The 25306-nt window shown below is 64.1% G+C and carries 22 protein-coding genes; 14 read left to right on the top strand and 8 right to left on the bottom strand.

Going from position 1 to position 25306, the window contains the following annotated elements; all coding sequences use genetic code 11:
* Nucleotides 1-423 precede the first annotated feature (423 nt).
* Together J6497_RS18020 and J6497_RS18015 are read left to right on the top strand one after the other, a co-directional pair.
* Nucleotides 424-1608, top strand: a complete 1185-nt coding sequence (locus tag J6497_RS18020; RefSeq protein ID WP_225705620.1) for an NADH:flavin oxidoreductase/NADH oxidase — start codon at nucleotides 424-426, stop codon at nucleotides 1606-1608.
* A gap of 127 nt (nucleotides 1609-1735) precedes the next feature.
* Complete coding sequence (locus J6497_RS18015) at nucleotides 1736-3073, top strand: S41 family peptidase (protein WP_225705619.1); 1338 nt, start codon at nucleotides 1736-1738, stop codon at nucleotides 3071-3073.
* A 179-nt stretch (nucleotides 3074-3252) separates the two neighbouring features.
* On the opposite strand, the gene J6497_RS18010 is transcribed toward J6497_RS18015, so the two are convergent.
* From J6497_RS18010 to J6497_RS17985, 6 genes are all read right to left on the bottom strand, one after another.
* On the bottom strand, nucleotides 3253-5982 hold the full coding sequence (locus tag J6497_RS18010) for a bifunctional diguanylate cyclase/phosphodiesterase (RefSeq protein ID WP_225705618.1): 2730 nt from the start codon (nucleotides 5980-5982) through the stop codon (nucleotides 3253-3255).
* Nucleotides 5983-6164: 182 nt separating this feature from the next.
* Nucleotides 6165-6440 carry a hypothetical protein gene (locus J6497_RS18005; RefSeq protein ID WP_225705617.1) on the bottom strand — a complete coding sequence of 92 codons (276 nt, stop codon included), beginning with the start codon at nucleotides 6438-6440 and terminating at the stop codon, nucleotides 6165-6167.
* 116 nt (nucleotides 6441-6556) lie between these two features.
* A complete protein-coding gene (gene moaC, locus J6497_RS18000; RefSeq protein WP_225705616.1) occupies nucleotides 6557-7060 on the bottom strand; it encodes a cyclic pyranopterin monophosphate synthase MoaC in 504 nt (167 codons plus the stop codon).
* Between the two features lie 4 nt (nucleotides 7061-7064).
* The gene (trpC, locus tag J6497_RS17995; RefSeq protein ID WP_225705615.1) at nucleotides 7065-7886 is read right to left on the bottom strand and encodes an indole-3-glycerol phosphate synthase TrpC; all 822 of its coding nucleotides are present in this window, start codon (nucleotides 7884-7886) and stop codon (nucleotides 7065-7067) included.
* A 66-nt stretch (nucleotides 7887-7952) separates the two neighbouring features.
* On the bottom strand, nucleotides 7953-8966 hold the full coding sequence (gene trpD / locus J6497_RS17990; RefSeq protein WP_225705614.1) for an anthranilate phosphoribosyltransferase: 1014 nt from the start codon (nucleotides 8964-8966) through the stop codon (nucleotides 7953-7955).
* 71 nt (nucleotides 8967-9037) lie between these two features.
* Nucleotides 9038-10939, bottom strand: a complete 1902-nt coding sequence (locus tag J6497_RS17985) for a peptidylprolyl isomerase (protein ID WP_225705613.1) — start codon at nucleotides 10937-10939, stop codon at nucleotides 9038-9040.
* A gap of 303 nt (nucleotides 10940-11242) precedes the next feature.
* Here J6497_RS17985 and tpiA point away from each other — a divergent pair, with 303 nt between their 5' ends.
* The 6 genes from tpiA (at nucleotide 11243) to J6497_RS17955 (ending at nucleotide 17056) form a co-directional block, all read left to right on the top strand.
* Nucleotides 11243-11998: a triose-phosphate isomerase gene (gene tpiA, locus J6497_RS17980; RefSeq protein ID WP_225705612.1), complete on the top strand. Its 756-nt coding sequence runs from the start codon at nucleotides 11243-11245 to the stop codon at nucleotides 11996-11998.
* Between the two features lie 128 nt (nucleotides 11999-12126).
* Nucleotides 12127-12519, top strand: a complete 393-nt coding sequence (gene secG / locus J6497_RS17975; protein ID WP_225705611.1) for a preprotein translocase subunit SecG — start codon at nucleotides 12127-12129, stop codon at nucleotides 12517-12519.
* A gap of 168 nt (nucleotides 12520-12687) precedes the next feature.
* Nucleotides 12688-14319, top strand: a complete 1632-nt coding sequence (gene pyrG, locus J6497_RS17970) for a CTP synthase (RefSeq protein WP_225705610.1) — start codon at nucleotides 12688-12690, stop codon at nucleotides 14317-14319.
* Between the two features lie 234 nt (nucleotides 14320-14553).
* A complete protein-coding gene (locus J6497_RS17965) occupies nucleotides 14554-14880 on the top strand; it encodes an NIPSNAP family protein (protein ID WP_225705609.1) in 327 nt (108 codons plus the stop codon).
* Nucleotides 14881-14976: 96 nt separating this feature from the next.
* Nucleotides 14977-15828 carry a 3-deoxy-8-phosphooctulonate synthase gene (gene kdsA / locus J6497_RS17960; RefSeq protein ID WP_225705608.1) on the top strand — a complete coding sequence of 284 codons (852 nt, stop codon included), beginning with the start codon at nucleotides 14977-14979 and terminating at the stop codon, nucleotides 15826-15828.
* A gap of 19 nt (nucleotides 15829-15847) precedes the next feature.
* Nucleotides 15848-17056 carry an MFS transporter gene (locus J6497_RS17955; protein ID WP_225705607.1) on the top strand — a complete coding sequence of 403 codons (1209 nt, stop codon included), beginning with the start codon at nucleotides 15848-15850 and terminating at the stop codon, nucleotides 17054-17056.
* On the opposite strand, the gene queF is transcribed toward J6497_RS17955, so the two are convergent.
* Together queF and J6497_RS17945 are read right to left on the bottom strand one after the other, a co-directional pair.
* Nucleotides 17053-17505 (bottom strand): preQ(1) synthase, encoded by a 453-nt coding sequence (gene queF / locus J6497_RS17950; RefSeq protein ID WP_225705606.1) that lies wholly within the window; start codon nucleotides 17503-17505, stop codon nucleotides 17053-17055. The genes J6497_RS17955 and queF overlap by 4 nt on opposite strands.
* 115 nt (nucleotides 17506-17620) lie before the next feature.
* Nucleotides 17621-18622 carry a Vgb family protein gene (locus J6497_RS17945; protein ID WP_225705605.1) on the bottom strand — a complete coding sequence of 334 codons (1002 nt, stop codon included), beginning with the start codon at nucleotides 18620-18622 and terminating at the stop codon, nucleotides 17621-17623.
* Between the two features lie 165 nt (nucleotides 18623-18787).
* On the opposite strand from J6497_RS17945, the gene eno reads away from it, so the two are divergent.
* The 6 genes from eno to J6497_RS17915 all read left to right on the top strand — a co-directional run bounded on the left by eno (nucleotide 18788) and on the right by J6497_RS17915 (nucleotide 25191).
* Nucleotides 18788-20071, top strand: a complete 1284-nt coding sequence (eno, locus tag J6497_RS17940) for a phosphopyruvate hydratase (RefSeq protein WP_225705604.1) — start codon at nucleotides 18788-18790, stop codon at nucleotides 20069-20071.
* 100 nt (nucleotides 20072-20171) lie between these two features.
* Nucleotides 20172-21308 (top strand): zinc-binding dehydrogenase, encoded by a 1137-nt coding sequence (locus tag J6497_RS17935; RefSeq protein WP_225705603.1) that lies wholly within the window; start codon nucleotides 20172-20174, stop codon nucleotides 21306-21308.
* A gap of 174 nt (nucleotides 21309-21482) precedes the next feature.
* Nucleotides 21483-22034, top strand: a complete 552-nt coding sequence (locus J6497_RS17930) for an NADPH-dependent FMN reductase (protein WP_225705602.1) — start codon at nucleotides 21483-21485, stop codon at nucleotides 22032-22034.
* A 98-nt stretch (nucleotides 22035-22132) separates the two neighbouring features.
* Entirely contained in the window at nucleotides 22133-22450 is a 318-nt protein-coding gene (locus J6497_RS17925; protein WP_225705601.1) for an FtsB family cell division protein, read from the top strand.
* A 140-nt stretch (nucleotides 22451-22590) separates the two neighbouring features.
* A complete protein-coding gene (locus J6497_RS17920) occupies nucleotides 22591-23556 on the top strand; it encodes a helix-turn-helix domain-containing protein (protein ID WP_225705600.1) in 966 nt (321 codons plus the stop codon).
* Nucleotides 23557-23676: 120 nt separating this feature from the next.
* The gene (locus J6497_RS17915) at nucleotides 23677-25191 is read left to right on the top strand and encodes a helicase HerA domain-containing protein (RefSeq protein WP_225705599.1); all 1515 of its coding nucleotides are present in this window, start codon (nucleotides 23677-23679) and stop codon (nucleotides 25189-25191) included.
* The last annotated feature ends 115 nt before the right edge of the window (nucleotides 25192-25306 follow it).

Raw genomic sequence — 25306 nt, 5'->3', positions numbered from 1 at the left:
CGCGAAGCGCCCCTCAATCGGGTGGGACGCGCAAACTAATAGACTGATTTGCATTTCGGAAAAACAGAAATATTTTTGTCGCCCGGACTGGACAGGTTCTTGCTGATTTGCCTGTCGGGTTGATCTGTCGCACCCAAATCAGCCACATCGTCATTGCGAGCGGAGCGAAGCAATTCATAGTGCCACGCGCGGAGGCATGGATTGCTTCGCTCCGCTCGCAATGACGGCGGTGGTTGGCAACGAGCGAGGCGTAAGCGCGCTGGACGAGCGCGACGCTCGCGCTTTGGCAATCGCAGATTGGGCATGGAAGCCACCCGGATTTCGGCTTTGCCGTCATTGATGCTGCGTATATCGTTCGCAGCAAGAGACCGATCCCGGGCGAAACGACGGGTAACGATGTCCAATGATGCGAGGAAACCAGTTATGTCCGACACGCTCCTGTTCTCGCCGATGACGATCCGCGGCATCACGCTGAAGAACCGGATTGTGGTGCCGCCGATGCATCAATATTCGGCCGTGAGGGGATTTCCGACCGATTGGCATTTGATGAATGCAGGCAAGTTCGCCGCCGGCGGCGCGGGACTCGTCGTTGTCGAGTCGACCAAGGTCGAGCGTCGCGGCTGTGGAACGGTCGGCGATCTCGGCATCTGGGACGACAAGTTCATCGCGCCGCTCAACCGGCTCGTCACCTTTATCAAGCAGCAGAACGCGCTTGCCGGCATCCAGCTCGGCCATTCCGGACGCAAGGCGCGCGCGACGCGGCCGTGGGAAGGCGACGGGCCGCTGCAGCGTACGCCTGACATCGAGGACTGGGACGATTGGACCCCGGTCGCGCCGAGCGCGATCGCGCACAGTGCGCGCTGGCCAGTACCGCGGGCGCTGGAGCGCAGCGAGGTGAAGGACCTCGTGCAGGCCTGGGGCGAAGCCGCGCGCCGCGCCAATGAGGCCGGCTTCGACGTGCTCGAACTGCATGGCGCCCACGGCTATCTCGTGCATGAGTTCTTGTCCGAGCGCGCGAACCAGCGCACTGACGAATATGGCGGCTCGGAGGAGAACCGCATGCGCTTCATCATCGAGGTGACGGAAGCGGTGCGCACCTATTGGCCTCATCACAAGCCGCTGTTCGTGCGGCTGTCGGTGGAGGACAATGCCGGCTGGGGCCCGGAGCAGAGTGTGCGGCTCGCCCGAATCCTCAAGACGAAAGGCGTCGATGTCATCGATTGCTCGTCCGGTGGCATCACCGACATGGCGCCGATCCTCGGCAAGGAGATCAAATACAATTACCAGGTGCCGCTGTCGGAATATGTTCGCCGCCACGCCGACATTCTCACCATGGCGGTCGGGCTCATCATCCACGGTGACCAGGCCGAACAGATCCTGCGTGAAGAACAGGCAGATCTGATCGCGGTTGGGCGGGAGATCCTCAACAACCCGAACTGGCCGATGGATGCCGCGTTGAAGCTCGGCGTGGAAGCACCGTTCCGTAATGTTCCGCCGCAGTTCGGCTATTGGCTGGGCACCCGCGCCAAACGCGGCTTTGGCACAAATCCGTCGACTTGGCAGAGCGGACTCCAAGAGCAACGCAACGGGCAACGCACGTTGTCGTGAGCAACGGTATTTCTCCGGTAAAATTGGCCTTGATCCGACCAAAAAGGCATTGTGTGTTTGCGCCTGCCGGGTGAGAACGACGATTCATCAACAGTCGTGGCTGCTACAGCGGGAAGGATCGCACGCAATGCGCAGGAACTTTGGCTTTCTCCTCGGTACGGTCACCGGCGCTGGTCTTACCCTTCTCGTCACCGCGCCGCAGGGCGCGCATCTGATTGCGGTGGCCAAAGCTGCGGTCCGCTCCGACAACACCTATTCTCAGCTCAATCTGTTCGGCGACGTGTTCGAGCGCGTCCGCACCGATTATGTCGAGAAGCCCAATGACTCCAAGCTGATCGAGGGCGCGATCAACGGCATGATCTCGGCGCTCGATCCGCATTCTCGCTACATGAACGCGAAGGGCTGGACCGACATGCAGGAGACCACGCATGGCGAGTTCGGCGGCCTCGGTATCGAAGTCACGATGGAAGACGGTTTCATCAAGGTGGTGGCTCCCATCGACGACACGCCGGCCTCGCGCGCCGGCATCATGTCGGGCGACATCATCACCCAGATCGACGACGAGCCGATCCAGGGCATGACGCTGGATCAGGCCGTCAACAAGATGAAAGGCGCGCCCAACAGCCAGACCCGATTGAAGATCATCCGCAAGGATGCCGACAAGCCGATCGACGTTGCCATCACCCGCGAGATCATCCGCGTGCGCCCGGTGCGCTTCCACACCGACGGTGGCAACATCGGCTATATCAGGGTCACCTCGTTCAACGAGCAGACCACCGAAGGCCTGCACAAGGCGATCACCGAGATCGCCAAGCAGATCCCGCAGGACAAACTTGCCGGCTATGTGATCGACCTGCGCAACAATCCCGGCGGCCTGCTCGACCAGGCGGTGTCTGTGGTGAGCTCGCTGATGGCGCGTGGCGAGGTGGTCTCGACCCGGGGGCGATTGCCGGAGGAAACGCAGCGCTTCACCGCGCGCGGCGGCGACATGACCAAGGGCAAGCCGCTGGTGGTCTTGATCAACGGTGGCTCGGCCTCTGCCTCTGAGATCGTGGCGGGTGCGCTGCACGACCACAAGCGCGCGACGCTGATCGGCACCCGCACCTTCGGCAAGGGCTCGGTGCAAACCATCATTCCGCTTGGAGCCGGCAATGGCGCGCTGGCGCTGACCACCGCGCGCTACTTCACGCCGTCGGGCCGCTCGATCCAGGCGCAGGGCATCGCGCCCGACATCGAGATCCTGCAGGATGTGCCGGACGAGTTGAAGACCCGCGCCGAGATCAAGGGCGAGGCGTCGATGCGCGGACACCTGGCCGCCGAAGGCACCGAGCAGACCGGCTCACAATCCTATGTCCCGCCCGACGAGAAGAACGACAAGGCGCTGAACGCCGCCTACAATCTCTTGCGCGGGGTCACCGTCAATGCCGACGCCAAGGGCGCGCCGAAGCGGACGATTCCGAACTGAGGGGCTTCGATAGAGAAGCGAGCTCTGATTCACCTCGCCCCGCGTGCGGGAGAGGTCGCTGCGCGAAGCGCAGCGGGTGAGGGCTCTTTCCCACGGAAAGTCCCATCGCGGAGGCACCCTCACCCCAACCCTCTCCCGCAAGCGGGAGAGGGAGCGCAGCGTGCGACGTGGATGCAGTTTCAGGCCCTGCGTGCGACCGGCCTGCGCTTGCTGCGGGGGGCGGCGTGGGCCGGGTTTGCGTGATGGGCGCGGAGCAATGCGCGGATTTCGTCGGCGGGCTTGGGGGCGCTGAACAGGTAGCCCTGCATTTCCAAGCAGCCGAGCTCGCGCAGGATCTCCTGCTGTTCGACGGTCTCGACGCCCTCGGCCGTCGTCGTCATGTGCCGCTCGGCGGCGATGTTCACCACCGCCTGCACGATGCCGGATGATCCTTCCGGCTCGGCGAGATCGGTGATGAAGCAGCGATCGATCTTGATCTTGTCGAACGGGAAGCGCTTCAGATAGCTCAGCGACGAATAGCCGGTGCCGAAATCGTCTAGCGCGATCCGCACCCCGATGGCGCGGAGCTGGTGCAGGATCGCAAGCGCGGCGTCGTCGTCGCGGATCAGCACGGCCTCGGTTATCTCGAGCTCGAGACGGTTTGCCGGCAGGCCCGAGGCGGCCAGCGCCGCGATGACCTTCAGCGCCAGCGTGCCGCTCTTGAACTGGACCGGCGAGACGTTGACGGCGAGGCGGAAACTGTCCGGCCAGGCCGCCGCTTCCTTGCAGGCCGTCGTCAGCACCCATTCGCCGAGCTCGTTGATCAGGCCGGTTTCCTCGGCAATCGGCACGAATTCGGCCGGCGAGACCGCGCCGCGTTCCGCGTGGCGCCAGCGCACCAGGGCTTCGCAGCCGGTGATCCGGTCGTTCTGCAGGTCGAGGCAGGGCTGATAATGGACTTCCAGCCCGCTTCCGTCCGCGATCGCCTGCCGCAAATCCATCTCAAGGGCGCGGCGGGCGCGCACTTCCGCATCCATCTCCGGCTTGAAGAAGCGCGCAGTGCGGCGTCCGGCGGATTTCGCCGCATACATCGCGAGGTCCGCGTTCTTCAGGATCTCGTCGATATCTGAGCCATGTTGCGGCGACAGCGCGATGCCGATGCTGGCATCGGTGGTTACCTGATGGCCGAGGCATTCATAGGGATTGCGGATCGCCTCATGGATGCGGTTGACGAGATCGATGACATCGGCCTCGCTGGTGATGGCGAACTGGACGATCGCAAATTCGTCGCCGCTCAGTCGCGCGACGAAGTCGCCGTCTCCCACGCAGCCGGTGAGGCTTTTCGCAACCGACTTCAGCAACTCGTCGCCGACCATGTGGCCCAGCGAGTCGTTGACGTCCTTGAACTCGTCGATGTCGATATAGAGCACCGCGAGCTGTTTCGCCGGCGTGGCGTGCGGCAGCTCGCGCTTGAGCTGTTCGCGGAACAGCGCGCGGTTCGGCAAGTCGGTCAGCGCATCGTAGTGGGCGAGGTGCGTGATGCGTTCCTCGGCGCGGTGGCGCTCGGTGATGTCTTCATGGGTCGCGACCCAGCCGCCGTCGGCGAGCGGTTCGTTGACGACCTGGATCGAGCGGCCGTCGGAGGTGGTGATCACCATCATGTTGCGCAGCCCGATATCGCGCAGCACCAGCGCCACGAAGCGATCGACATCGCCATCGAACGATCCGGTCGCCTTGCGATGGGCGATGACGTCGCGGAAACTGCAGCCCGGTTTGATCACATCGGCTGACAGTGCATACATCTCGACATAGCGCTTGTTGCAGACGACGAGCCGTTGCGATGCGTCGAACAGCAGCAGGCCCTGCGTCATATTATTGACGGCGGTGTCGAGGCGCAGCTTTTCCAGCGTCAGGCGCTGCTGCTGCAGGCGGTGCTGCTGCGACAGTTTTCGCACGACGAAGAACAGCAGCGTGGCGATCGCGAGCACGGAAGCGGCGGTCACGGCGACGAGGATCGTGGTCTGCTCGCGCCAGTCGGCCAGCGCCGCCGCAGTGGTGGTGGTCGCGACCATGACGAGCGGGAACCTGGTCAGCGCCTGCGAGGCGACCAGCCGATCCTGGCCGTCGATCGGGCTGATCAGGCGCGAGGTGCTGTGATCCAGCTCGAAGACCTGCTGCTGGACCGCGGGACCAGTCTTGAAGTTCTGGCCGATCAGCTCCGTGACATGCGGATGGCGCGCGAGCAGGGTGCCGTCACGGTGATGCATGGAGATCGCCGCTCCCGGTGCCAGCGCGACGGTCGCGAAGAATCTTTCGAAGTTGGCGGGCTCGATGCCGCGACCGACGACGCCCAGGAATTCGCCGTTCGTCCCGGTCACCTTGCGCGCGAGCAACACGGTCCAGGCGCCGGTGATCCGGCTATGGACAGGTTCGAGCAGCCGCTCGGGCGATTGCGGGTCGGACTTGAAGGTCCGGAAATAGGAGCGGTCGGCGACGCTCACGGACGCCACCGGCCATCTCGAAGACGAGTTGATCAGCACGCCGTCAGCGTCGAACACGTTAATGCCGCCGACATAGGAGAGCGCGTCGATCTTGGATTTGAGCGTCAGGTGGATGTCCTCGCCTGACAACCGCTGCCTGAAATTCTCGCGCGTGGTAGCGATCCCGCTTAACCGCATGAACCGGATCACATCCTGTTGCACGACCTCGAAGTCCTGCAATTGCTGATCGAAATGGCGCGCCAGCAGCAGCGTGGTGTTTTCCAGCTCGCGCTCAGCGTTGCGCAAGGCGCGTTCGCGGAAGTTCTTGGCCATGACAGTGGCGCCGATCGCGATCGAGACGATCAGCAGGATGCCGCCCAGGATCAGCCAGCGGATCGGTCCGCCCCGCAGGACTGAGGTGAGCTTGAATGAGGCACCGTCTGGAATCATCGCACCGGGATTGCTGCCTGGAACGCGCGCCCGGAAGCAGTTTGGCGCACCCCCGGCCGACAGCACTGGTACACCAGCGAGATGGAGCCGACGTTAGCAATCCTGGTTAACAAATCATTCCCGCAGTAGCGCCGATTGGCGGCAACAACCGTAGTGCGGCCACGACCGCATCTGATCGGGTTTCAGCGCGTGCGGATCGCGGATGAACCGGAGCGGTGTGTCCGCGACCGCTTGCCGGCCGACCGGATCGGCGGATCCTGGGCCAACATCCCGTAACCCTGGTCGATGTAGCGCTGATAGCCGCCTGTATAGGGGTTGCCCGGACCTTTGTTCTGGCAATTGGCGTTGGGGTAGAACTGCGCGCAATAGCCGGGCTCCGAAATCACCTGCTGCGCCATCGCCGGCGCGCTGACGACGCACAACGCTGCAGCCACGGCAAGAAGCTTGAAGGCCGACATTGCGTTGCTCCTTTGGAAGGTCACGCCAAATGTAACCCCGCAAGCGGTGATGCACTCCCAGCCGCCCGGTCACAGCCGCGTGACAGAGCGGTCGTGCGCCATGTGCGCCATGTGCGTCATCGATCCACGCTGCGATAGTGGCCGGACTTGCCGCCCTTTTTCTCGACGAGGTGGATCCCTTCGATGCTGACGCCGCGTTCCACCGCCTTGATCATGTCGTAGATGGTGAGGCAGGTGACCGAGACCGCAGTCAGCGCCTCCATCTCGACGCCGGTCGGGCCGGTGACCTTCACCGTCGCCTGCACGATGCAGCCCGGCAGTTTCTCGTCCGGCTCGATATCGACCGTCACCTTCGACAGCGCCAGCGGATGGCAGAGCGGGATCAGCTCGGACGTGCGCTTCGCCGCCATGATGCCGGCAATCCGCGCGGTGCCGAGCACGTCGCCCTTCTTGGCGTTGCCCGAGACGATCAGCTCGAGCGTCGCGCGGCTCATGACGACGCGGCCTTCGGCGATCGCGGTGCGTTCGGTCGCAGGCTTGGCGGAGACGTCGACCATCCGTGCCTCGCCGCTGGCATCGATATGGGTGAGGGCGGGGCCGCCCTTCGGCTTCTCCGCCATCGCTCTAGCGCGTTCCGGTGGCGCGCGGCGCGCCCTGCCGGGTGAGCAGCGTGCGGGTTGCTGCGGTGACGTCGGCCTGACGCATCAGGCTCTCGCCGACCAGGAAGGTCGACATGCCCACGCGCTCGAGCCTGGCCAGATCGTCCGGCGTGAAGATGCCGCTTTCACCGACCATCAGCCGCTCCTTCGGGATCAGCGGCGCCAACGCTTCGCTGGTTGCGAGCGTGGTCTCGAAGGTGCGGAGATTACGATTGTTGACGCCGATCATCGGCGAGCGGAGTTTCAGCGCGCGGTCGAGTTCGGCGCGGTCGTGGATTTCGACCAGCACGTCCATCTGAAGCGCGATCGCGGCGTCCTCGATATCCTTGGCTGGGGCGTCATCGAGCGCTGCCATGATGATCAGGATGCAGTCGGCGCCATGGGCGCGGGCCTCGACCACCTGATAGGTGTCGAACATGAAATCCTTGCGCAGGACCGGCAGATTGGTCGCCGCGCGCGCCGCGACCATGAAGTCGAGATGCCCCTGGAACGAGGGCGTATCCGTCAGCACCGACAGGCAGGCCGCACCGCCGGCCTCATAGGCCTTGGCAAGCGCGGGAGGATCGAAATCGGCGCGGATCAGGCCCTTCGATGGCGAGGCCTTCTTGATCTCGGCAATCAGCGCATAATCGCCGTGACCATGCTTCTCGCGGATTGCGCGCACGAAGCCGCGCGGCGGCGAGGCAGCCTTGGCGCGCGCCTCGATGTCGGAAAGCGGATGCGCTCGCTTGGCGGCGGCGATCTCCTCGCGCTTGTAGGCTTCGATCTTCTTCAGGATATCGGACATCGCGATCCCTTATTTCTTGAGCATGATCTTCTCGGAAAACCGGTTCCCACTTTTCCGGATCATGCTCTAGCTGCTGGAAACCGCGATCAGGTGTTTAAGCCTCGCGGCTGCAGCACCGCTATCCAATGAATGGGTCCCAAGCGAGACACCTTCTTTCAAATCTTTGGCACGACCGGCGACAATCAGCGCCGCGGCGGCGTTGAGCAGCGCGACGTCCCGGTAGGCGCTCGGCTTGCCATTGAGCACGCTGAGCAGCGCCACCGCATTGGCATCGGCATCGCCACCCTTCAGCGCCTTGCTGCCGACGCGGCCGAGGCCGGCGTCATCCGGAGTGACTTCAAACGTGCGGATCTCGCCGCCTTCCAGCGCCGCGACGAAGGTCGGGCCGGTGAGGGTGATCTCGTCCAACCCATCGGAACCGTGCACCACCCAGGCGGCCTCCGAGCCGAGGTTCTTCAGGACCTGCGCCAAGGGCTGCACCCATTGTCGCGAGAACACCCCGACCATCTGTCGCTTCACGCCGGCGGGATTGGACAGCGGGCCGAGCAGATTGAAGATGGTGCGGGTCGCAAGTTCGACCCGGGTCGGGCCGACGTTCTTCATCGCCGGGTGATGGGCGGGGGCGAACATGAAGCCGATCCCGGCTTCCTGCACGCAGCGGCCGACCTGGACCGGCGTAAGGTCGATCTTGACGCCGAGCGAGGCCAGCACGTCGGCCGCACCCGAGCGCGACGACAGCGCGCGGTTGCCATGCTTCGCCACCGGCACGCCGACGCCAGCGACGATGAAGGAGGCGCAGGTCGACACGTTCACGGAGCCGGAGCCGTCGCCGCCGGTGCCGACCACATCGACCGCCTCGGCAGGCGCGGTCACCCGCAGCATCTTGCTGCGCATCGCCGACACCGCGCCGGTGATCTCGTCGACGGTCTCACCGCGCACGCGCAAGGCCATCAACAGGCCGCCCATCTGCGAGGGCGTGGCTTCGCCCGACATCATGCTGTCGAAGGCGGCGGCTGCTTCGTCACGCGACAGGGTGGCCCCGGTGGCGACTTTTCCAAGTATCGATTTCAGGTCGTCCATCGCGTGCTGGCTCGTGGTTTAGTGGCGCATGATCTGATCGGAAAACCGGTTTCCACTTTTTCGGATCATGCTCAGTTATTCGCGCCCGTCACCTGTGCGAAGGCGGCCTGATTGATTGATGTTCCGATGTTGTTTTCAATCTTGTTGACGTATTGCGCGAGCTGCTCGTCGGTCAATCCGCGCTGCAGTGCGTCTTTCAGCTTCTTCACCTCCTCGGAGGCAAGATCGACCGGCGGCACCGTGATCTCGGTGACACGGAAGACAACGCGCTCGTCGCCGCCCGCGCCGGTGGCCTGGCCGACGCCATCCTTGGCGGTGCGGAAGGCAGCCGAGACCACGCTCTCGGGTATGCCCGGCAGCGAGGCGTCGCGGCGGAATTTATCCGCGGTCTCGAGCTTCACGCCGAGCGCCGAACCTTCCTCAGTGAGCTTGCCGCCGGCCTCGACCTTCTTGACGATCTCGGTGGCCTTCTCGCGCAGCTTGGTCGCGATCTGATCCTCGCGCCATTTCGCCTCGACCTGGTCGCGTACCTCGTCGAGGCTGCGATCGCGCGACGGCGTCACGCCTAGCACGTCGTACCAGGCATAGCCGCCCCTGAACTGGATCGGCTCGTTGTCGACGCCGACGTCGCTGCCAAAGGCCTGCGAAACCACATCCAGCCCGTTCGGGATGTTCGCCACGGGCTGACCGTTCGGCATGCGTCCCGAGCGGTCGACGGCGTCGATGGTGACGGCCGCGAGCCCGAGCTTCTGCGCCGCCTCGACGAGGCTGGCGCCGCCGCCGCGCTCGTCTTCCATCTTGTTGTAGAGATCAGCGACCTTCTCGCGGGCGCGCTCGGTTGCGATCTGCTTCTTGATCTCGCCCGCCATGCTCTCATAGGTCGGCGTCGTGCCCGGCTCGATCTTGCCGACCTTGACCAGCGCCACGCCAAAGCGGCCCTGCACCGGCTGGCTGACTTCACCTTGGGGCAGGGAGAAGGCAGCGTCTGCGACAGCCGGATCGAGGATTCCCGATTTGGTGACCAGCCCGAGATTGACGTCGGACAGATTGAGATTGCGCTCCTTGGCGAGGTCGTCGAACGAGGTGGTTGAGGTCAGCCGCGCCCGCGCGGCAGTGGCCTCCTCCATGTTCGGAAACACGATCTGCGACACCTCGCGCTTCTCCGGCGTGCCGAGCTGGTTGCGGCGCTGCTCGAATATCTTCTTCGCATCCTCGTCGGAGACCTCGGTCCACTTGCCGATCTCCTCGGGCGTCGCGACGACGAACGCGACCTTGCGGTATTCGGGCGCGCGGAACTGGGCCTTGTGATCCTCGAAATAGGCGGCGAGCGCCTCGGGCGACGGCGGGTCGATGGTGCCGGCCTGCGCCGCGCCGAGCTTGATGTATTCGATCGAGCGCTGTTCGTTCTGATAGCGGACCAGGGCCTCGATCAATGTCTTTGGCGGCTCGATGCCCGCGCCGATCGTGCCGGCGATCTGGCGGCGGAGGCCGACGCGGCGCTGCTCGGCGAGGTAGCGCTGCTCGGTATAACCAAACTGACGGATTGCGGCCTGGAAGCGCTGCGGCTCGAACTGGCCGTTCAGCCCCTTGAAGTTCGGATCGTTGTAGATCGCGCGCATGGTCTCGTCCGGGGACTGGCCGAGCCGCATCCGCCTGGCCTCCTCGTCGAGGGCCGCTTCCGCGATCGTCTGCTGCAGCACCTGGCGGTCGAAGCCGAACGCGCGCGCCTGATCCGGCGTCAACGGACGGCCGAACTGGCGGCCGATCTGCTGCAGCCGGTCGGTGTAGATCTGGCGGAATTGCTCCGTCGAGATTTCGGTGCTGCCAACCTTGGCGAGCGTCGACTGGCCGAATCCCCTGAAGATGTCGGCGATGCCCCAGATTCCGAAACTGACAATCAAAACGCCCATCACCACGGCCATGACAATCTTGCCGAGCCAGTTTGATGAGGCTGTCCGAATTCCTCGAAGCATGGGTCCAACTTGTTTGAGAAGGAGGGGAACCGGGTCGTACCCGGGGAAAATCCGATAAGCCGGATTCCTTAAAGGGCGTCACCGAGTTGGGAACGCATCATAAAGTGGCAACTGCGCCGTCGCAACCTAGAGCATGATCCGGAAAAGTGGACCCCGGTTTTCCGGAAAGATCATGCTCAAACAAGAAGCTAACGCGGGACGGCGGATGCCGTCCCGCTATGGCGGCCATTTGAAGCGGCGGTCTGGAAGTGACGGCAGGGCTCTGCTAGCGCTGGCGCTCTGCCATTTCTCGGGAATCCTGCCATGACCGATGCAATCCGGCCGCTGATCGCCGGCAACTGGAAGATGAACGGCCTGAAAGCTTCCGCTGATGAATTCGACGCCATGCTGGCCGGTGCCGGCGCGCTTGCCGGCAAGGCCGATCTCCTGGTCTGCCCGCCGGCGACCTTGATCGCCGCCTGCGCCGACAAGGCCCGCGGCTCGAAGCTCGCGGTCGGCGCCCAGGATTGCCATCCCAAGGCTTCCGGAGCCCACACCGGCGACATCTCGGCGGAAATGCTGGCGGATGCTGGCGCCAGCGCCATCATCGTCGGCCATTCCGAGCGCCGCGCCGACCATGGCGAGACCGACGCGCTGGTCCGCCAGAAGGCGGAAGCCGCCTGGCGCGCGGGGCTCACCGCGATCGTCTGCATCGGCGAGACCCGCGAACAACGCGACGCCGGGCAGACGCTCGATATCTGCGGCACCCAGCTCAAGGGCTCGTTGCCCGACGGTTCGACCGCGGCCAACGTGGTGGTTGCCTATGAGCCGGTCTGGGCGATCGGTACCGGGCTGACGCCCACGGTGCAGAATGTCGAGCAAGTTCATCGATTTATCCGCGGTGTCTTGACAGATCGCTTCAAAGGGGAGGGCGCAAAGATCCGCATTCTCTACGGCGGGTCGGTAAAACCTTCGAATGCGGCCGAGCTGCTTGGCGTTGCCAACGTCAATGGTGCGCTAGTCGGCGGCGCCAGCCTGAAGGCCGCCGATTTCCTTGCGATCGCGACGGGCGCTCCCTAGCTAAATTGCGGCGGTTATTGGGGTGGCGTTGCCGGTCCCGATCGTGTAACACCGCGCAACTTCAGGAAAACCGCTGATAGCCCGAGCCGCTGGAACCCGGCGCTCTAGGCTTGCGACGGAAGGTCACAATGCAGACTGTCGTCATCGTCATCCACCTCATGATCGTCGCCGTGATGATCGGCGCCGTGCTGCTGCAGAAATCTGAGGGCGGCGGCCTTGGCATGGGTGGGGGCGCAGGCTTCATGTCGAGCCGCGGCACTGCCAACCTGCTGACGCGGACGACCGCAGTCTTGGCGGTGGTGTTCTTCGCGACCAGCCTGTTCCTGTCCTGGCATGCCGGTCTCAGCCGCCAGCCCGCTTCGATCATCGGCAACGGTGCGCCGGCGCCGGCGCAGCAGCCGGCAGGCGGCGCGCCGATTACGCCGCCGACCTCAGGCGGCATCCTGGATTCGCTGAAGAAGGCCGACGAGCAGCAGGGCCAGCAGGCACCTGCCGGTCCGCAGGCGCCGCGCTCGCAATAATGCGGGGTGGCTATTCAGGGCGACGGACTGGCACCCTGCATCAGGAACTCCCATTAACGGTCTGACAAAGCAGTAAAATTCACGTCACTCACAGCCCGGCATTTTGTTTGCCGGGACAACGCGAATCATTTTGGCGAATCGCCGACGTCGAGATAAAGGTTAAGCCCCATGGCGCGGTACATATTCATCACCGGCGGCGTGGTTTCTTCCCTCGGCAAGGGTCTGGCGTCAGCGGCACTCGGGGCCCTGCTGCAGGCACGCGGGTACAAGGTCCGCCTCCGTAAGCTCGATCCCTATCTCAACCTCGATCCCGGAACGATGTCTCCGTACCAGCACGGCGAAGTGTTCGTGACCGACGACGGAGCCGAGACCGATCTCGATCTCGGCCACTACGAGCGGTTCACCGGGCGGCCGGCGACCAAGGCCGACAACATCACCACCGGGCGCATCTACCAGGACATCATCTCAAAGGAACGTCGCGGCGATTATCTCGGCGCCACGATCCAGGTGGTCCCGCACGTCACCAACGCGATCAAGGAATTCGTGCTCGAGGGCAACGACGGCTATGATTTCGTCCTGGTCGAGATCGGCGGCACCGTGGGCGACATCGAGGGCCTGCCGTTCTTCGAGGCGATCCGCCAGCTCAAGAATGAACTGCCGCGCGACCATGCGGTCTACATTCATCTGACGCTTTTGCCGTACATCCCAAGTGCAGGCGAGCTCAAGACAAAACCGACGCAGCACTCGGTGAAGGAATTGCGCTCGATCGGCATCCAGCCGGATATCCTGCTTTGCCGCACCGATCGCGAAATTCCGAAGGAGGAGCGGCGCAAGCTGGGGTTGTTCTGCAACGTGCGCGAAAGCGCTGTGATCGAGGCGCGCGACGTCGACAACATCTATGCCGTGCCCGAGGCCTATCACGCCGCCGGCCTCGATGACGAGGTACTGGCCGCGTTCGGGATCGCGCCGAAGATTCCGCCGGCGCTGCAGAGCTGGCACGTCATCAACGAGCGTGTCCGCAACCCCGAAGGCGCGGTGACGATTGCGATCGTCGGCAAATACACCGGGATGAAGGACGCCTATAAGTCGCTGATCGAGGCGCTGTCCCACGGCGGCATCGCCAACAACGTGAAGGTTAATCTCGACTGGATCGAGAGCGAGGTGTTCGAGAACGAGGACCCGACGCCGTTCCTTGAGCACGTCAACGGCATCCTGGTGCCTGGCGGTTTCGGCCAGCGGGGCGCGGAAGGGAAGATCAAGGCGGCGCAATTCGCGCGCGAGCGCGACGTGCCATATTTCGGCATCTGCTTCGGCATGCAGATGGCCGTGATCGAGGCCGCGCGCAATCTGGTTGGTATCGAGCAGGCCAATTCCACCGAGTTCGGCCCGACGCCCGAACCCCTGGTCGGCCTGATGACGGAATGGCTGCGTGGCAACGAACTGGAAAAGCGGACGCAGCAGGGCGATCTCGGCGGCACCATGCGGCTCGGTGCGTACCCGGCGGTGCTCAAGCGCGGCAGCCGGGTGTCCGAAGTCTACGGCGGCGCCACCGAAATCTCCGAGCGCCACCGCCACCGCTACGAGGTCAACACCGCCTACAAGGACCGGCTCGAGCAGCACGGCCTGCGCTTCTCCGGTCTCTCACCCGATGGCGTGCTGCCGGAGATCGTGGAATACGAGGACCATCCCTGGTTCATCGGCGTGCAATTCCACCCCGAACTGAAATCACGCCCCTTCGAGCCGCACCCGCTTTTCGCATCCTTCATTCAGGCGGCCATAGCGCAGAGCAGGCTGGTCTAGGCCGTCATTCCGGGATGCGCCGAAGGCGCAGGCCCGGAATCCATCGGGCCGCAGACTACGGGGACAAATGGATTCCGGGTTCGCGCTGCGCCCCGGAATGACAGACCCTACAATCGAACCGCATGAAGTCATGCACGCACCGCCATGCGGCGTGCATGCCCCGATCAAGACAGTCTTCCTGGCAACCGCTATAACTGCCGCGGCTAACGCTATAAGAACAGGGAGGACTGCCGAATGATCTACGAAACCCGCGTCTATCGCTGCCTGCCGGGCCGGCTGCCGGCGCTGCTCAAGCGCTTCGAGACCACCACGCTCAAGCTGTGGGAGAAGCACGGAATCAAACAGGCCGGTTTCTTCACCACGCTGGTCGGCGAATCCAACCAGGAACTGACGTACCTGCTGGCCTGGGAATCGCTTGCCGAGCGCGAGAAGAAATGGACGGCGTTCCAGACCGATCCGGAATGGATTTCGGCGCGGGCGAAGACCGAAGAGGATGGGCAGATTGTCGGCAACATCGTCAACCAGCTGCTGGTGCCGACGGCGTTCTCTGCGCTGAAGTGAGGTTCAGCGCAACCCTGTATTGTTCCTGATGCGAACGGGGTTGATCCTGGTGTCGCGGACCGGCATGGTCCGCGCGAAACAGAGAGGACCTACCCTTTGAACGCCAAGACCTCGGCGGCACCGATTGTCAGCGTCGGCCCGGTCAAGTTCGGCAACGATCTGCCGATCTCGATCATCGCCGGGCCTTGCCAGCTCGAGAGCCGGGCGCATGCGCTGGAGGTCGCGGCTGCGCTGAAAGAGATCGCTGATCGCCTCAAGGTCGGGCTGGTCTACAAGACCTCCTTCGATAAGGCCAACCGCACCAGCGCATCCGCCGCGCGGGGCATCGGGCTGAAGCAGGCATTGCCGATCTTTGCCGAGATCCGGTCTTCGCTCGGCCTGCCGGTATTGACCGACGTGCACGAGCCTGCGCAGTGCGGGGAGGTGGCGACAGCGGTCGACGTGCTGCAGATTCCGGCGTTCCTATGCCGGCAGACCGATCTGCTGCTCGCTGCGGCGGCGACCGGAAAGGTCGTCAACGTCAAGAAGGGCCAGTTCCTCGCGCCCTGGGACATGGCCAATGTGGTTGCAAAACTGACCGGCGCCAACAATCCGAACGTGCTGGTGACGGAGCGTGGTGTATCCTTCGGCTACAACACGCTGGTCTCCGACATGCGCGCGCTGCCGATCCTGGCGCGCACCACCGGCGTGCCCATCGTCTTCGACGCCACGCATTCGGTGCAGCAGCCGGGCGGGAAGGGGGCATCCTCGGGCGGCGAGCGCGAATTCGTCCCCGTACTGGCGCGCGCGGCCGTGGCGGTCGGCGTTGCCGGCGTCTTCATCGAGACCCATCCCGATCCCGATCACGCCCCATCGGACGGGCCGAACATGGTGCCGCTCCGCGAATTCGAGGGGCTCATCAGGACACTGATGGATTTCGACGCGCTGGCCAAGAAGACCGCGGGATGAGGGGGCGGGTGCGAAGGCCGTGACTGCAACTGGCCGCCTGCCGCCGGCGCTCAACATCATTGCGATCGCGACCTTTGCCGCGAGTCTTTCCGCGCGTGCGCTCGATCCGGTGCTTCCGCATGTCGCCGACGAGTTCAGCGTCAGCATCGCTACCGCTGCAAGCTTTGCCGCCGTGTTCGCCTTCACCTTCGCGATCGTCCAGCCGCTGCTGGGCGCCGCTGCCGACCTGTTCGGCAAGGCGCGGCTGATGATCATCTGTCTCGTGCTGCTCGGGCTCGCCAACATTCTCGGCGCGCTGTCGACATCATTCCCGATGCTGTTCGCCACCCGCATTCTCGCCGGCATCGGTTCCGGCGGCGTGTTTCCGGTCGCGCTCGGGCTGACCAGCGACCTCGTGGCGCCCGACAAGCGCCAGGTCGCCATCGGGCGAACGCTGGCGGGTGCCATGACCGGTAACCTCCTGGGCGCTTCAGCCTCCGGCCTGATCGGCGACTTCCTCGGCTGGCGCGGCGTGCTGGCCGTGCTCGGCGCGATTGTCGTGCTGGCCTCGGTTGCGGTGCTCGCCGGCTTCCGCGGCGCGGAGCTTGCGCATGCGCCGAAGACGAGCCTTTCCGCCTTGAAGCATGGCTACCGTACCATCTTCACCAATCCGAACGCGCCGATCTGCTATTCGGCCGTCTTCATCGAAGGCTGCTGCGTGCTCGGCCTGTTTCCGTTCGTGGCGTCATTCCTGTTCGATCTCGGCGAAACCTCGCTGTCGATCGCGGGCATCGTCATCGCCGGGTTTGCGGTGGGCGGCCTGTTCTACACCATGACCGTGTCGCGCTTTCTCCCATGGCTCGGCGTCAGGGGCATGATGATTGCCGGCGCGACGCTGGTCGGCGTCCAGCTTGTTGCCGTCGCGTTCAGTCCCGGCTGGAAGATCCAGGCACTGAGCCTGCTGGCGATGGGTTGGGGCTTCTACATGATTCATGGCTGCCTGCAGGTCTTCGCTAGCGAATTGTCGGTGGAGGCGCGCGCGACCGCGATGTCGCTGCATTCGTTCTTCTTCTTCATGGGCCAGACCGTGGGGCCGATCGCCTATGGCTTTGGCCTCCAGCATGCCGGCAAGGCGCCGACCCTGCTGACATCGGCCGCGATCATGATCGCGCTGGGACTAGCCTGCGCCAAATTGCTGAAGCAGAGGATTCCGGGGGACGCCGCTGGTCGCCCGGACGTCGCTGCTTAGCCGCGCCCGCGATAGGGCGCCACGCCCTGGTCGGGGACCCAGACGCCCTTCGGCAGACGGCCGGTTTGGAAGAACACGTCGATCGTGATGCCGCCGCGCGGATACCAGTAGCCGCCGATGCGCAGCCATTTCGGCTTGATCTCGCTTGCGATCCGCTTGCCGATCATCACCGTGCAGTCCTCGTGGAAAGCGCCATGATTGCGAAAGCTGGCGGCATAGAGCTTCAGCGACTTGGACTCGAGCAGCCAGCGGCCCGGGACGTAGTCGATCACGAGATGCGCGAAATCCGGCTGGCCCGTCACCGGGCAGATCGAGGTGAATTCCGGCACGGCAAACCGCACCAGGTAATCGGCGCCTGCTTGCGGGTTGGGAACGCGGTCGAGCACAGCCTTGTCAGGGCTGTCGGGCCATTTGACGGCACGGCCGAGTTGCAGGGGTCTTTGCGCCATGAAATCTGTCCTTCGGGGATGGCTGACATGGACGCAAGCGGGGTTATTCGTCAACCGTCAAGGCGAGGACGCAAGCGTGTCAGATCGCTGACGAGCCAACAGGGTTGCGCCGGATCTATGCGGGCGCCGTCGTCTGAATCATGACAAGGCGGTCGTTGCCGGATTCTCCACCCCAGGTCTCGCCTGGCCGGCCATCGAGCTGCCGCACATTCGCGCCGGGCTTGTCGCTCGGGAACGAACGAAACGCCTCCGTCTGCGGATCGAAGCGCACGATCGCGTTGGCCGAGAAATCGGTGAGCCAGACCTTGTCCTTGTCATCGACATAGACCGCGTAAGCGCGCGGGTTGTCACCCGGCAATTTCCAGGTCTTCCACGAGCCATCGGCGGGATCGTGTATCGATACCTGGCCGCTGTTCCATTCGCTGATCCACAGGCGGCTTCGCGAATCCGACCAGATCCGCCGCGCGCCTTGCTTCGGCGTGGGCGGCTCGACCACGCTCGCTCGCCCTGTCACGAGATCGATCTTCGCAATGTGACTTCCCGCCAGCGAGGCGTACCAGACATCGCCTTTCGGGGTGACCGTGATGCCATAGGGGCCGACGCCTTTGGGCGCCTCGAATACTTTCATCTCGCCGGACTTCGGATCGAGCCGGCCGTAATAGCCGGACTGACCGGTGAACCAGTAGATTCCGCTCTTGTCGAACACGCCGGTATTGAGATTGGCGTAGGCGTATTTTTCGGGAAGGCGAAACAGCGTCACCTTGTGATCGCCGGGGTCGACACGCGCGATCGCATTCTGCCCACCCTCGGTGATCCACGGCGCGCCATCCGGGCCAAGGGTGACTCCGTGAGGCGCGGCACCTTGTCCGAGGTCGATTAGCTTGAAGGCGCCGTCCCGCGGATCGAGCCGGCCGAGCTTCCCATTGCGCTGTCCGCAGAACCAGATCGTGCCATCGAGGGCCGGCGTGACGTCGCGCGAGCCCATGCCGCGGGCTACCGGGAAATATTTCACAGGGAATGCACCCGCTTGGGCCTCCTGGGGACGGGCCTCGCGCAACACGGCGGGCGTGGCCAAAATTGCGGCAGCACTCGAGCTGAGAAACTGGCGTCGATTCATTGCGTTACCCCGGCTTTGTGAAACAATGGGCTAAAACGCGAAGATCAGCATAAACCTACCACATTGCCACGTCAGACGCGTGCCAAAGCGTCAGCGTTCACATTTGCTTGCATGCCGTGTATGACGCAGCGCATCCAACCAGAACCACACCTGAGGAAGTGCATCATGACCGCCATCGTCGACATCATTGGCCGCGAAATTCTCGATAGCCGCGGCAATCCCACGGTCGAGGTCGATGTGGTGCTGGAAGACGGTTCGTTCGGCCGCGCTGCGGTGCCGTCGGGCGCCTCCACCGGCGCGCACGAGGCGGTGGAACTGCGCGACGGCGCCAAGGCGCGCTATCTCGGCAAGGGCGTGCAGAAGGCTGTCGGAGCCATCAACGGCGAGATCTTCGAGGCGCTCAGCGACCACGCGGTCGAGGACCAGGTCCGGATCGACCAGATCATGATCGACCTCGACGGCACGCCGAACAAGAGCCGGTTAGGGGCCAATGCCATCCTCGGCGTCTCGCTCGCCTGTGCCAAGGCGGCGGCTGAATCCTTCGACATGCCGCTCTATCGCTATGTCGGCGGCACCTCGGCGCGGACGCTGCCGGTGCCGATGATGAACATCATCAATGGCGGCGTGCATGCCGACAACCCGATCGATTTCCAGGAATTCATGATCTTGCCGGTCGGTGCGGAAAGCTTTGCCGATGCCTTGCGCTGCGGCTCGGAAATCTTCCACACGTTGCGCAGCGAATTAAAGAAGGCCGGCCACAACACCAATGTCGGCGACGAAGGCGGCTTTGCGCCGAACCTGCCGTCCGCGGACGCCGCGCTGGATTTCGTCGTCAACGCGGTCGGCAAGGCCGGCTACAGGGCCGGCGATGACGTCATGCTCGGGCTCGACTGCGCGTCCACTGAATTCTTCAAGGACGGCAAGTATGTCTATGGCGGCGAAAACAAGACGCGCTCGCGCTCCGAGCAGGCGAAGTATCTCGCCGATCTCGTCTCGCGCTATCCGATCGTCACCATTGAGGACGGCATGTCCGAAGACGACATGGACGGCTGGAAGGAGCTGACCGATCTGATCGGCAGCAAGTGCCAGCTCGTCGGCGACGATCTCTTCGTCACCAATGTGACGCGCCTCGCCGATGGCATCAGGAGCGGTCGCGCCAATTCGATCCTGATCAAAGTCAACCAGATCGGCACGCTCACGGAGACACTTGCCGCCGTCGAGATGGCGCACAAGGCCGGCTACACCTCGGTGATGTCGCATCGCTCCGGCGAAACGGAAGACTCCACCATCGCCGATCTCGCGGTCGCCACCAATTGCGGACAGATCAAGACCGGCTCGCTGGCGCGCTCCGACCGGACCGCGAAGTACAACCAGCTCTTGCGCATCGAGCAGCAGCTCGGCAGGCAGGCGAAGTACGCGGGCAGGGCGGCATTCAAGGCGCTGGCATAACGCGGCGTGCTGAGCTGTTTGGCGCGGGCTTCGACCCTTGTTTGTTGCGGCCGCCCCGCCTAACTGGAGGCGGCCGGACAACAAGCAAGGGAGGGGTACGATGGCATCCGACGGCAAGACTGGACTTCAGCTCCGTTCGTTGATCAAGAAAAGCGGCGAGCTGGAAATCTCGCTTCTGGAGGTGCCAACACCTGAACCCGGTCCGGACGAGATCGTGGTCCGGGTCGAGGCCGCGCCGATCAATCCGTCCGACCTTGGGCTTCTGATCGGCCCCGCCGACCTCTCGACTGCCAAGGCCTCGGGCACCAAGGAATCTCCGATCATCACTGCGAAGGTGCCGGACGCGGCGCTCGGCGGGCTCGCAGCACGGCTCGACCAATCGATGCCGGTCGGCAATGAAGGAGCCGGCGTGGTGGTGAAGACCGGGTCGTCGGATGCGGCGAAGGCGCTGCTCGGCAAGACGGTCGCGCTGCTCGGCGGCGCCATGTATGCGCAATATCGTGTGGCGCGCACGAAGGACGTGCTGGTGTTGTCCGAGGGGACGACGCCTGCGGAGGGCGCCTCCTGCTTCGTCAATCCGCTGACCGCGCTCGGCATGACCGAGACGATGCGGCGAGAAGGCCACAAGGCGCTGGTGCATACGGCGGCGGCCTCCAATCTCGGCCAGATGCTGAACAGGATCTGCCTCAAGGACGGCATTCCCCTGGTCAACATCGTGCGCAGCAGGGCGCAGGCCGATATCCTTCACAAGATCGGGGCCAAATATGTCGTCGATTCCTCCGCGCCGACATTTCTCGACGATCTCACCAATGCGCTGGTCCAGACCGGCGCGACCATCGCCTTCGACGCGATCGGCGGCGGCAGGCTCGCCGGCCAGATCCTCAACGCGATGGAAGTCGCGATCAACAAGACCGCCAAGGAATACAGCCGCTATGGCTCGGCCGTGCACAAGCAGATCTATGTCTATGGCAGCCTCGACACCGGCCCGATCGAACTGCCGCGCGGTTTCGGCATGGCCTGGGGCGTCGGTGGCTGGCTCCTGACCTATTTCCTGCAGAGGCTGCCGCCGGCGGATTTCGCAAGATTGCGCCAGCGAGTGGTCGACGAACTCAAGACCACCTTTGCAAGCCATTACACGCAGGTGGTGTCGCTGCAGGAAGCGCTGTCGCTTGCCAACATCGCTGTTTATGCCAAGCGCGCCACCGGCGAGAAGTTCTTGATCAACCCAAACAAATAGGGCCGTAGCCCGGGTGGAGCGGAGCGTAACCCGGGCTACGGGGTGTCACGGTTTTCCGGTAGGCTCTTTTTTCCGAACGCTGTGTTTCCGCAATTGCACGTTCCATGCACTTGCATTCTTTTCGAGGTGGCGGCTTAAGTCGCCCGTCGAATTCGTCGATCGAAGGGAAACCAAATGGCCTACACCGTCGTCACCATCGCAGGCAGCCTGCGCAAGGAAAGCTTCTCGCTGAAGATTGCTCATGCGCTGGCGAAGCTGGCGCCGTCCTCGCTGAAGCTCGACGTCATTACCCCGCATGGCATTTCCTTCTTCAACCAGGACCTCGAGGCCAACCCGCCGGCCGACTGGCTGTCGTTCCGGGAGAAGCTGCAGCAGTCGAACGCCGTTCTGTTCGTGACGCCGGAATACAATCGTTCGATCCCCGGCGTCCTGAAGAATGCCATCGATGTCGGCTCGCGCCCCTATGGCAAGAGCTCGTTCAACGGCAAGCCGGTCGGCATCGTCGGCACCTCGCCGGGGCCCCTCGGTGGCGTGTCCGCCGCCAAGCACCTGCAGAACATCCTGCCGGGGATTGCGGGTCCAATCCTGCAGCAGCCGGAGATCTATCTGAACGGGATCGGCGACGCTTTCGACGCCAACGGTGAGCTCACCAAGGAGTCATTGCGGCCGGTGTTGCAGCAATACATCGACGCCTTCGCCGCCCACGTCGAGAAGCATAGCAAATAGCGCGTATTCCGCAAAGTTGGCCGCCGGTTTTGCGAAAAGAATAGGCGCAAAATAAAGGCCTTAGGGGTCCATTAACCGCGCCGTCTCAAGCTGGCGGCATGGTTTCCCGCACGCGCCTCAAATCGATCCTGACCGGGCTCGCCCTCTACACGATGGCGGCCCTGATGATCGGCTATTTCGGCGTCAACGCCTATACCGGCAAATACGGCCTGAATGCACGGCAGGAACTCGATCAGGAGATCATCGCGCTGACCTCCGAATTGGAGCGGCTGAAGAAGGAGCGCGTCGAAGGCGAGAAGCGCGTCTCGCTGCTCCGTTCCGAGAGCCTCGACCCCGACATGCTGGACGAGCGGGCCCGCTACCAGCTCGATTACGCCAACCCGCGCGACCTGGTGCGGACCTCCCGGCCAAACTGATTGTCGAACTTCTCCAATCGCCGTAACCTCCGTTCCGGGCCCGCGGCTAGCGGTCCGGCGTGTCTTGCGAATTTGACGAAGATCAAAAAAGCCATGGTGGGAATGCCCTATCCTTAAACAAAGGGAGGAATATCAGCGGGATGAAGGAGCTCAAGCTCACTCATCATGCGGCCCATGTCGAGGCCGCGATCGAATCGGGCCAGGCCGCGAGATCCGCGCTTGTTGCGTCGTGGCGACGCTCTTCCAGATTGCATCAGCTTGATCCCGCCGGAACGCGTCCGCCGCAACGGTTGACCGAGGTTGAGTTCCAGCAGGAGCGGCAGCGCGTCGCGCCGTTGCTGTGCGCCGCAAAAGCGAGCATGGATCGACTGCACCAGGCGGTGGGTGCCGCCGGCTGCTGTGTGCTGCTCGCCAATCACGACGGTATTCCGCTGGAGCGGCGCGGCAACGCGGCGGACGATTCCACTTTCGAGGAGTGGGGCTTGTGGACTGGTGCGATCTGGGACGAAGAGCATGAGGGCACCAATGGCATCGGCACCTGCCTGGTCGAGCAGCGCGTCCTGACGATCGACCGTGGACAGCATTTCTTCACCCGCAACACGCTCCTGAGCTGCACCGCGGCCCCGATCTATGACGAGCATGCAAGGCTCGTCGGTGTGCTCGATGTTTCCTCGTGTCGCGCCGACCGCACCGATGCATTCGCCAACCTGATTGCGCTCGCCGCAGGCGAAGCGGCGCGGCGCATCGAGGCCGAACTGTTCCGCAGCGCCTTTGCAAATGCTCGGATCGTCCTGACACCGCCGACCGAGGCCCATGGCGGCGGCTTATTGGCGATCGACGGGGACGACCTCGTGATCGGCGCCACGCGTTCGGCGCGGCTTGCCTTCGGGCTTGCGCCCGACTGTGCACTCCGGCCGGTTCCAGCGGCCGACTTGCTCAATGGCCGGGAAGGGCGCGGCGAGCATCTCGGCGACGCGCAGCGCGCGGTGCTGCAACGGGCGCTGGCACGTGCGCAGGGCAATGTCTCGGCCGCGGCGAAGGCGCTGGGCGTCAGCCGCGCCACCCTGCACCGCAAGCTGAAGCGCTTCGACGTCAAGGCGCATTAGGTGCCTCCGCGGTCCTGCCAATACAGCAGTGTGGAACACCGGCTGATTGGCCATGTGGCGCTCGACGGGCTGGGATCAGGTTGATAAGCCCCTCTCCGCAAGGAGAGTTTGAGTCGGGACATGACCGTTGCGATCGAGATGGGGCACACGACTGCCGGCGCCCCAGCGACTCTGGACCTCGAGGAATTGCTGGCGACCCGCCTCTTGGTGCAGGGCAATTCAGGCTCCGGCAAATCCCATCTGCTGCGCCGGCTCCTTGAACAGAGCACCGCCTGGGTGCAGCAGGCTATCATCGATCCCGAAGGCGACTTCGTGACGCTGGCCGATCGTTTCGGTCACCTCGTGATCGATGCGGAGGAACATACCGAGCGAGGCTTGCAGGTTGCCGGTGAGCGGGCGCGCATCCATCGCGTCTCGACAGTGCTCAATCTCGAGGGATTGGACGCGGAGAATCAGATGCGCCGCGCCGCCGCCTTCCTCGGCGGTCTCTTCGACGTCGAGCGCGACCACTGGTACCCGATGCTTGTGGTGGTGGACGAGGCGCAGCTGTTCGCACCGGCGGTCGCGGGGGAAGTTTCGGACGAGGCGCGCAAGCTCTCGCTCGGCGCCATGACGAACCTGATGTGCCGTGGCCGCAAACGTGGGCTTGCCGGCGTCATCGCAACCCAGCGACTTGCGAAGCTCGCCAAGAACGTCGCGGCCGAGGCGTCCAATTTCCTCATGGGCCGGACTTTCCTGGATATCGACATGGCGCGCGCCGCCGATCTCCTCGGCATGGAGCGGCGACAGGCAGAGGCCTTCCGGGACCTCGAGCGCGGACAATTCATGGCGCTGGGCCCGGCTCTGTCCCGCCGCCCCCTGGGGGGGCTGCGCATTGGTCCAACGGATACCCACGCGCGCAATGCGACTCCGCGACTGATGCCGCTGCCCGAAGCGACACTGGAAGATGCGCGTGCCGTCATCCTGGCAGCCCCGCCGCCCGAGGCCGGCCGGCCCCAGCGCCGGCCGGCGCCGGATCTTCTCGAGCAGCTCAGGGCGGCGAAGTCCGCCGTCTCAAATACCCGTCCCGAGCCGATTGAGCTGCCAGTCAGCGATGACGAACTGGCAGAGCGGCGTGAGCAGGTGGACCGTATCCTGAGCGCGGTCCTGGCTGAACCCGATGCGGGATTCCGCGCCATCGGCGTGCTCTATCAGGAGTTCGTGGTTCGCTGCCGGATCGAGGGCCTCGGTTCGGCGGTGCCGGACCTGAATGACTTCCGCCGCATGCTGACGCGCGCCCGCGCCGGGCTCGGCTCCGATCTGGTCGAGGATGATGCGTGGCAGGATGTCTCGGTCCGCGCCTCCATCCTGCCGGAGGATATGCAGGGCGTCTTCATGATGATTGCGCGCGCGGCGAAGGAGGGCTGGCCGTGCCCCAGCGATGCAGCGATTGCCCGCGCCTATGGGTCACACTCGCTCCGCCGCGCACAGCGTCTGCTGACGTATATCGAGGATCAGGGCCTCATCGTCTGCCAGCTTGACGGTGCAGGTCGAAGGACCGTGACACTCGTCGAACTGGCCTGGGCGACCGCCCCGGGCGACCCGAATGCCGAGGAACTGCCGGCGCAGCAAGATTGCAGCAGTGCATCTCCGTGATGTGCGGTCGAAGAGGGTCTAATAGGTCATCTAAACATTTGGCTCTCCCGATCGGCGGAAGGCGCTACGACGGCGCCCGCGCCGAGCCATGAGTGTCGCAAATCTGCGACAGGTC

Origin of the sequence: Bradyrhizobium cenepequi (assembly GCF_020329485.1) — a bacterium.
Taxonomy (GTDB): Bacteria; Pseudomonadota; Alphaproteobacteria; order Rhizobiales; family Xanthobacteraceae; genus Bradyrhizobium; species Bradyrhizobium cenepequi.
The sequence above is the reverse complement of the archived record's forward strand: the minus strand, read 5'-3'. Positions and strand labels throughout refer to the sequence as shown.

What these genes read in the sequence shown, in the direction of transcription:
- J6497_RS17925 (WP_225705601.1), top strand. Translation starts at nt 22,133, where the DNA reads ATGGTTTCCCGCACGCGCCTCAAATCGATCCTGACCGGGCTCGCCCTC.
- J6497_RS18010 (WP_225705618.1), bottom strand. Translation starts at nt 5,982, where the DNA reads ATGATTCCAGACGGTGCCTCATTCAAGCTCACCTCAGTCCTGCGGGGC.
- trpC (WP_225705615.1), bottom strand. Translation starts at nt 7,886, where the DNA reads ATGTCCGATATCCTGAAGAAGATCGAAGCCTACAAGCGCGAGGAGATC.
- J6497_RS17935 (WP_225705603.1), top strand. Translation starts at nt 20,172, where the DNA reads ATGGCATCCGACGGCAAGACTGGACTTCAGCTCCGTTCGTTGATCAAG.
- J6497_RS17985 (WP_225705613.1), bottom strand. Translation starts at nt 10,939, where the DNA reads ATGCTTCGAGGAATTCGGACAGCCTCATCAAACTGGCTCGGCAAGATT.
- J6497_RS18015 (WP_225705619.1), top strand. Translation starts at nt 1,736, where the DNA reads ATGCGCAGGAACTTTGGCTTTCTCCTCGGTACGGTCACCGGCGCTGGT.
- J6497_RS17915 (WP_225705599.1), top strand. Translation starts at nt 23,677, where the DNA reads ATGACCGTTGCGATCGAGATGGGGCACACGACTGCCGGCGCCCCAGCG.
- eno (WP_225705604.1), top strand. Translation starts at nt 18,788, where the DNA reads ATGACCGCCATCGTCGACATCATTGGCCGCGAAATTCTCGATAGCCGC.
- J6497_RS17920 (WP_225705600.1), top strand. Translation starts at nt 22,591, where the DNA reads ATGAAGGAGCTCAAGCTCACTCATCATGCGGCCCATGTCGAGGCCGCG.
- secG (WP_225705611.1), top strand. Translation starts at nt 12,127, where the DNA reads ATGCAGACTGTCGTCATCGTCATCCACCTCATGATCGTCGCCGTGATG.
- J6497_RS17945 (WP_225705605.1), bottom strand. Translation starts at nt 18,622, where the DNA reads ATGAATCGACGCCAGTTTCTCAGCTCGAGTGCTGCCGCAATTTTGGCC.
- J6497_RS17965 (WP_225705609.1), top strand. Translation starts at nt 14,554, where the DNA reads ATGATCTACGAAACCCGCGTCTATCGCTGCCTGCCGGGCCGGCTGCCG.
- J6497_RS18005 (WP_225705617.1), bottom strand. Translation starts at nt 6,440, where the DNA reads ATGTCGGCCTTCAAGCTTCTTGCCGTGGCTGCAGCGTTGTGCGTCGTC.
- pyrG (WP_225705610.1), top strand. Translation starts at nt 12,688, where the DNA reads ATGGCGCGGTACATATTCATCACCGGCGGCGTGGTTTCTTCCCTCGGC.
- J6497_RS18020 (WP_225705620.1), top strand. Translation starts at nt 424, where the DNA reads ATGTCCGACACGCTCCTGTTCTCGCCGATGACGATCCGCGGCATCACG.
- J6497_RS17930 (WP_225705602.1), top strand. Translation starts at nt 21,483, where the DNA reads ATGGCCTACACCGTCGTCACCATCGCAGGCAGCCTGCGCAAGGAAAGC.
- queF (WP_225705606.1), bottom strand. Translation starts at nt 17,505, where the DNA reads ATGGCGCAAAGACCCCTGCAACTCGGCCGTGCCGTCAAATGGCCCGAC.
- trpD (WP_225705614.1), bottom strand. Translation starts at nt 8,966, where the DNA reads ATGGACGACCTGAAATCGATACTTGGAAAAGTCGCCACCGGGGCCACC.
- tpiA (WP_225705612.1), top strand. Translation starts at nt 11,243, where the DNA reads ATGACCGATGCAATCCGGCCGCTGATCGCCGGCAACTGGAAGATGAAC.
- moaC (WP_225705616.1), bottom strand. Translation starts at nt 7,060, where the DNA reads ATGGCGGAGAAGCCGAAGGGCGGCCCCGCCCTCACCCATATCGATGCC.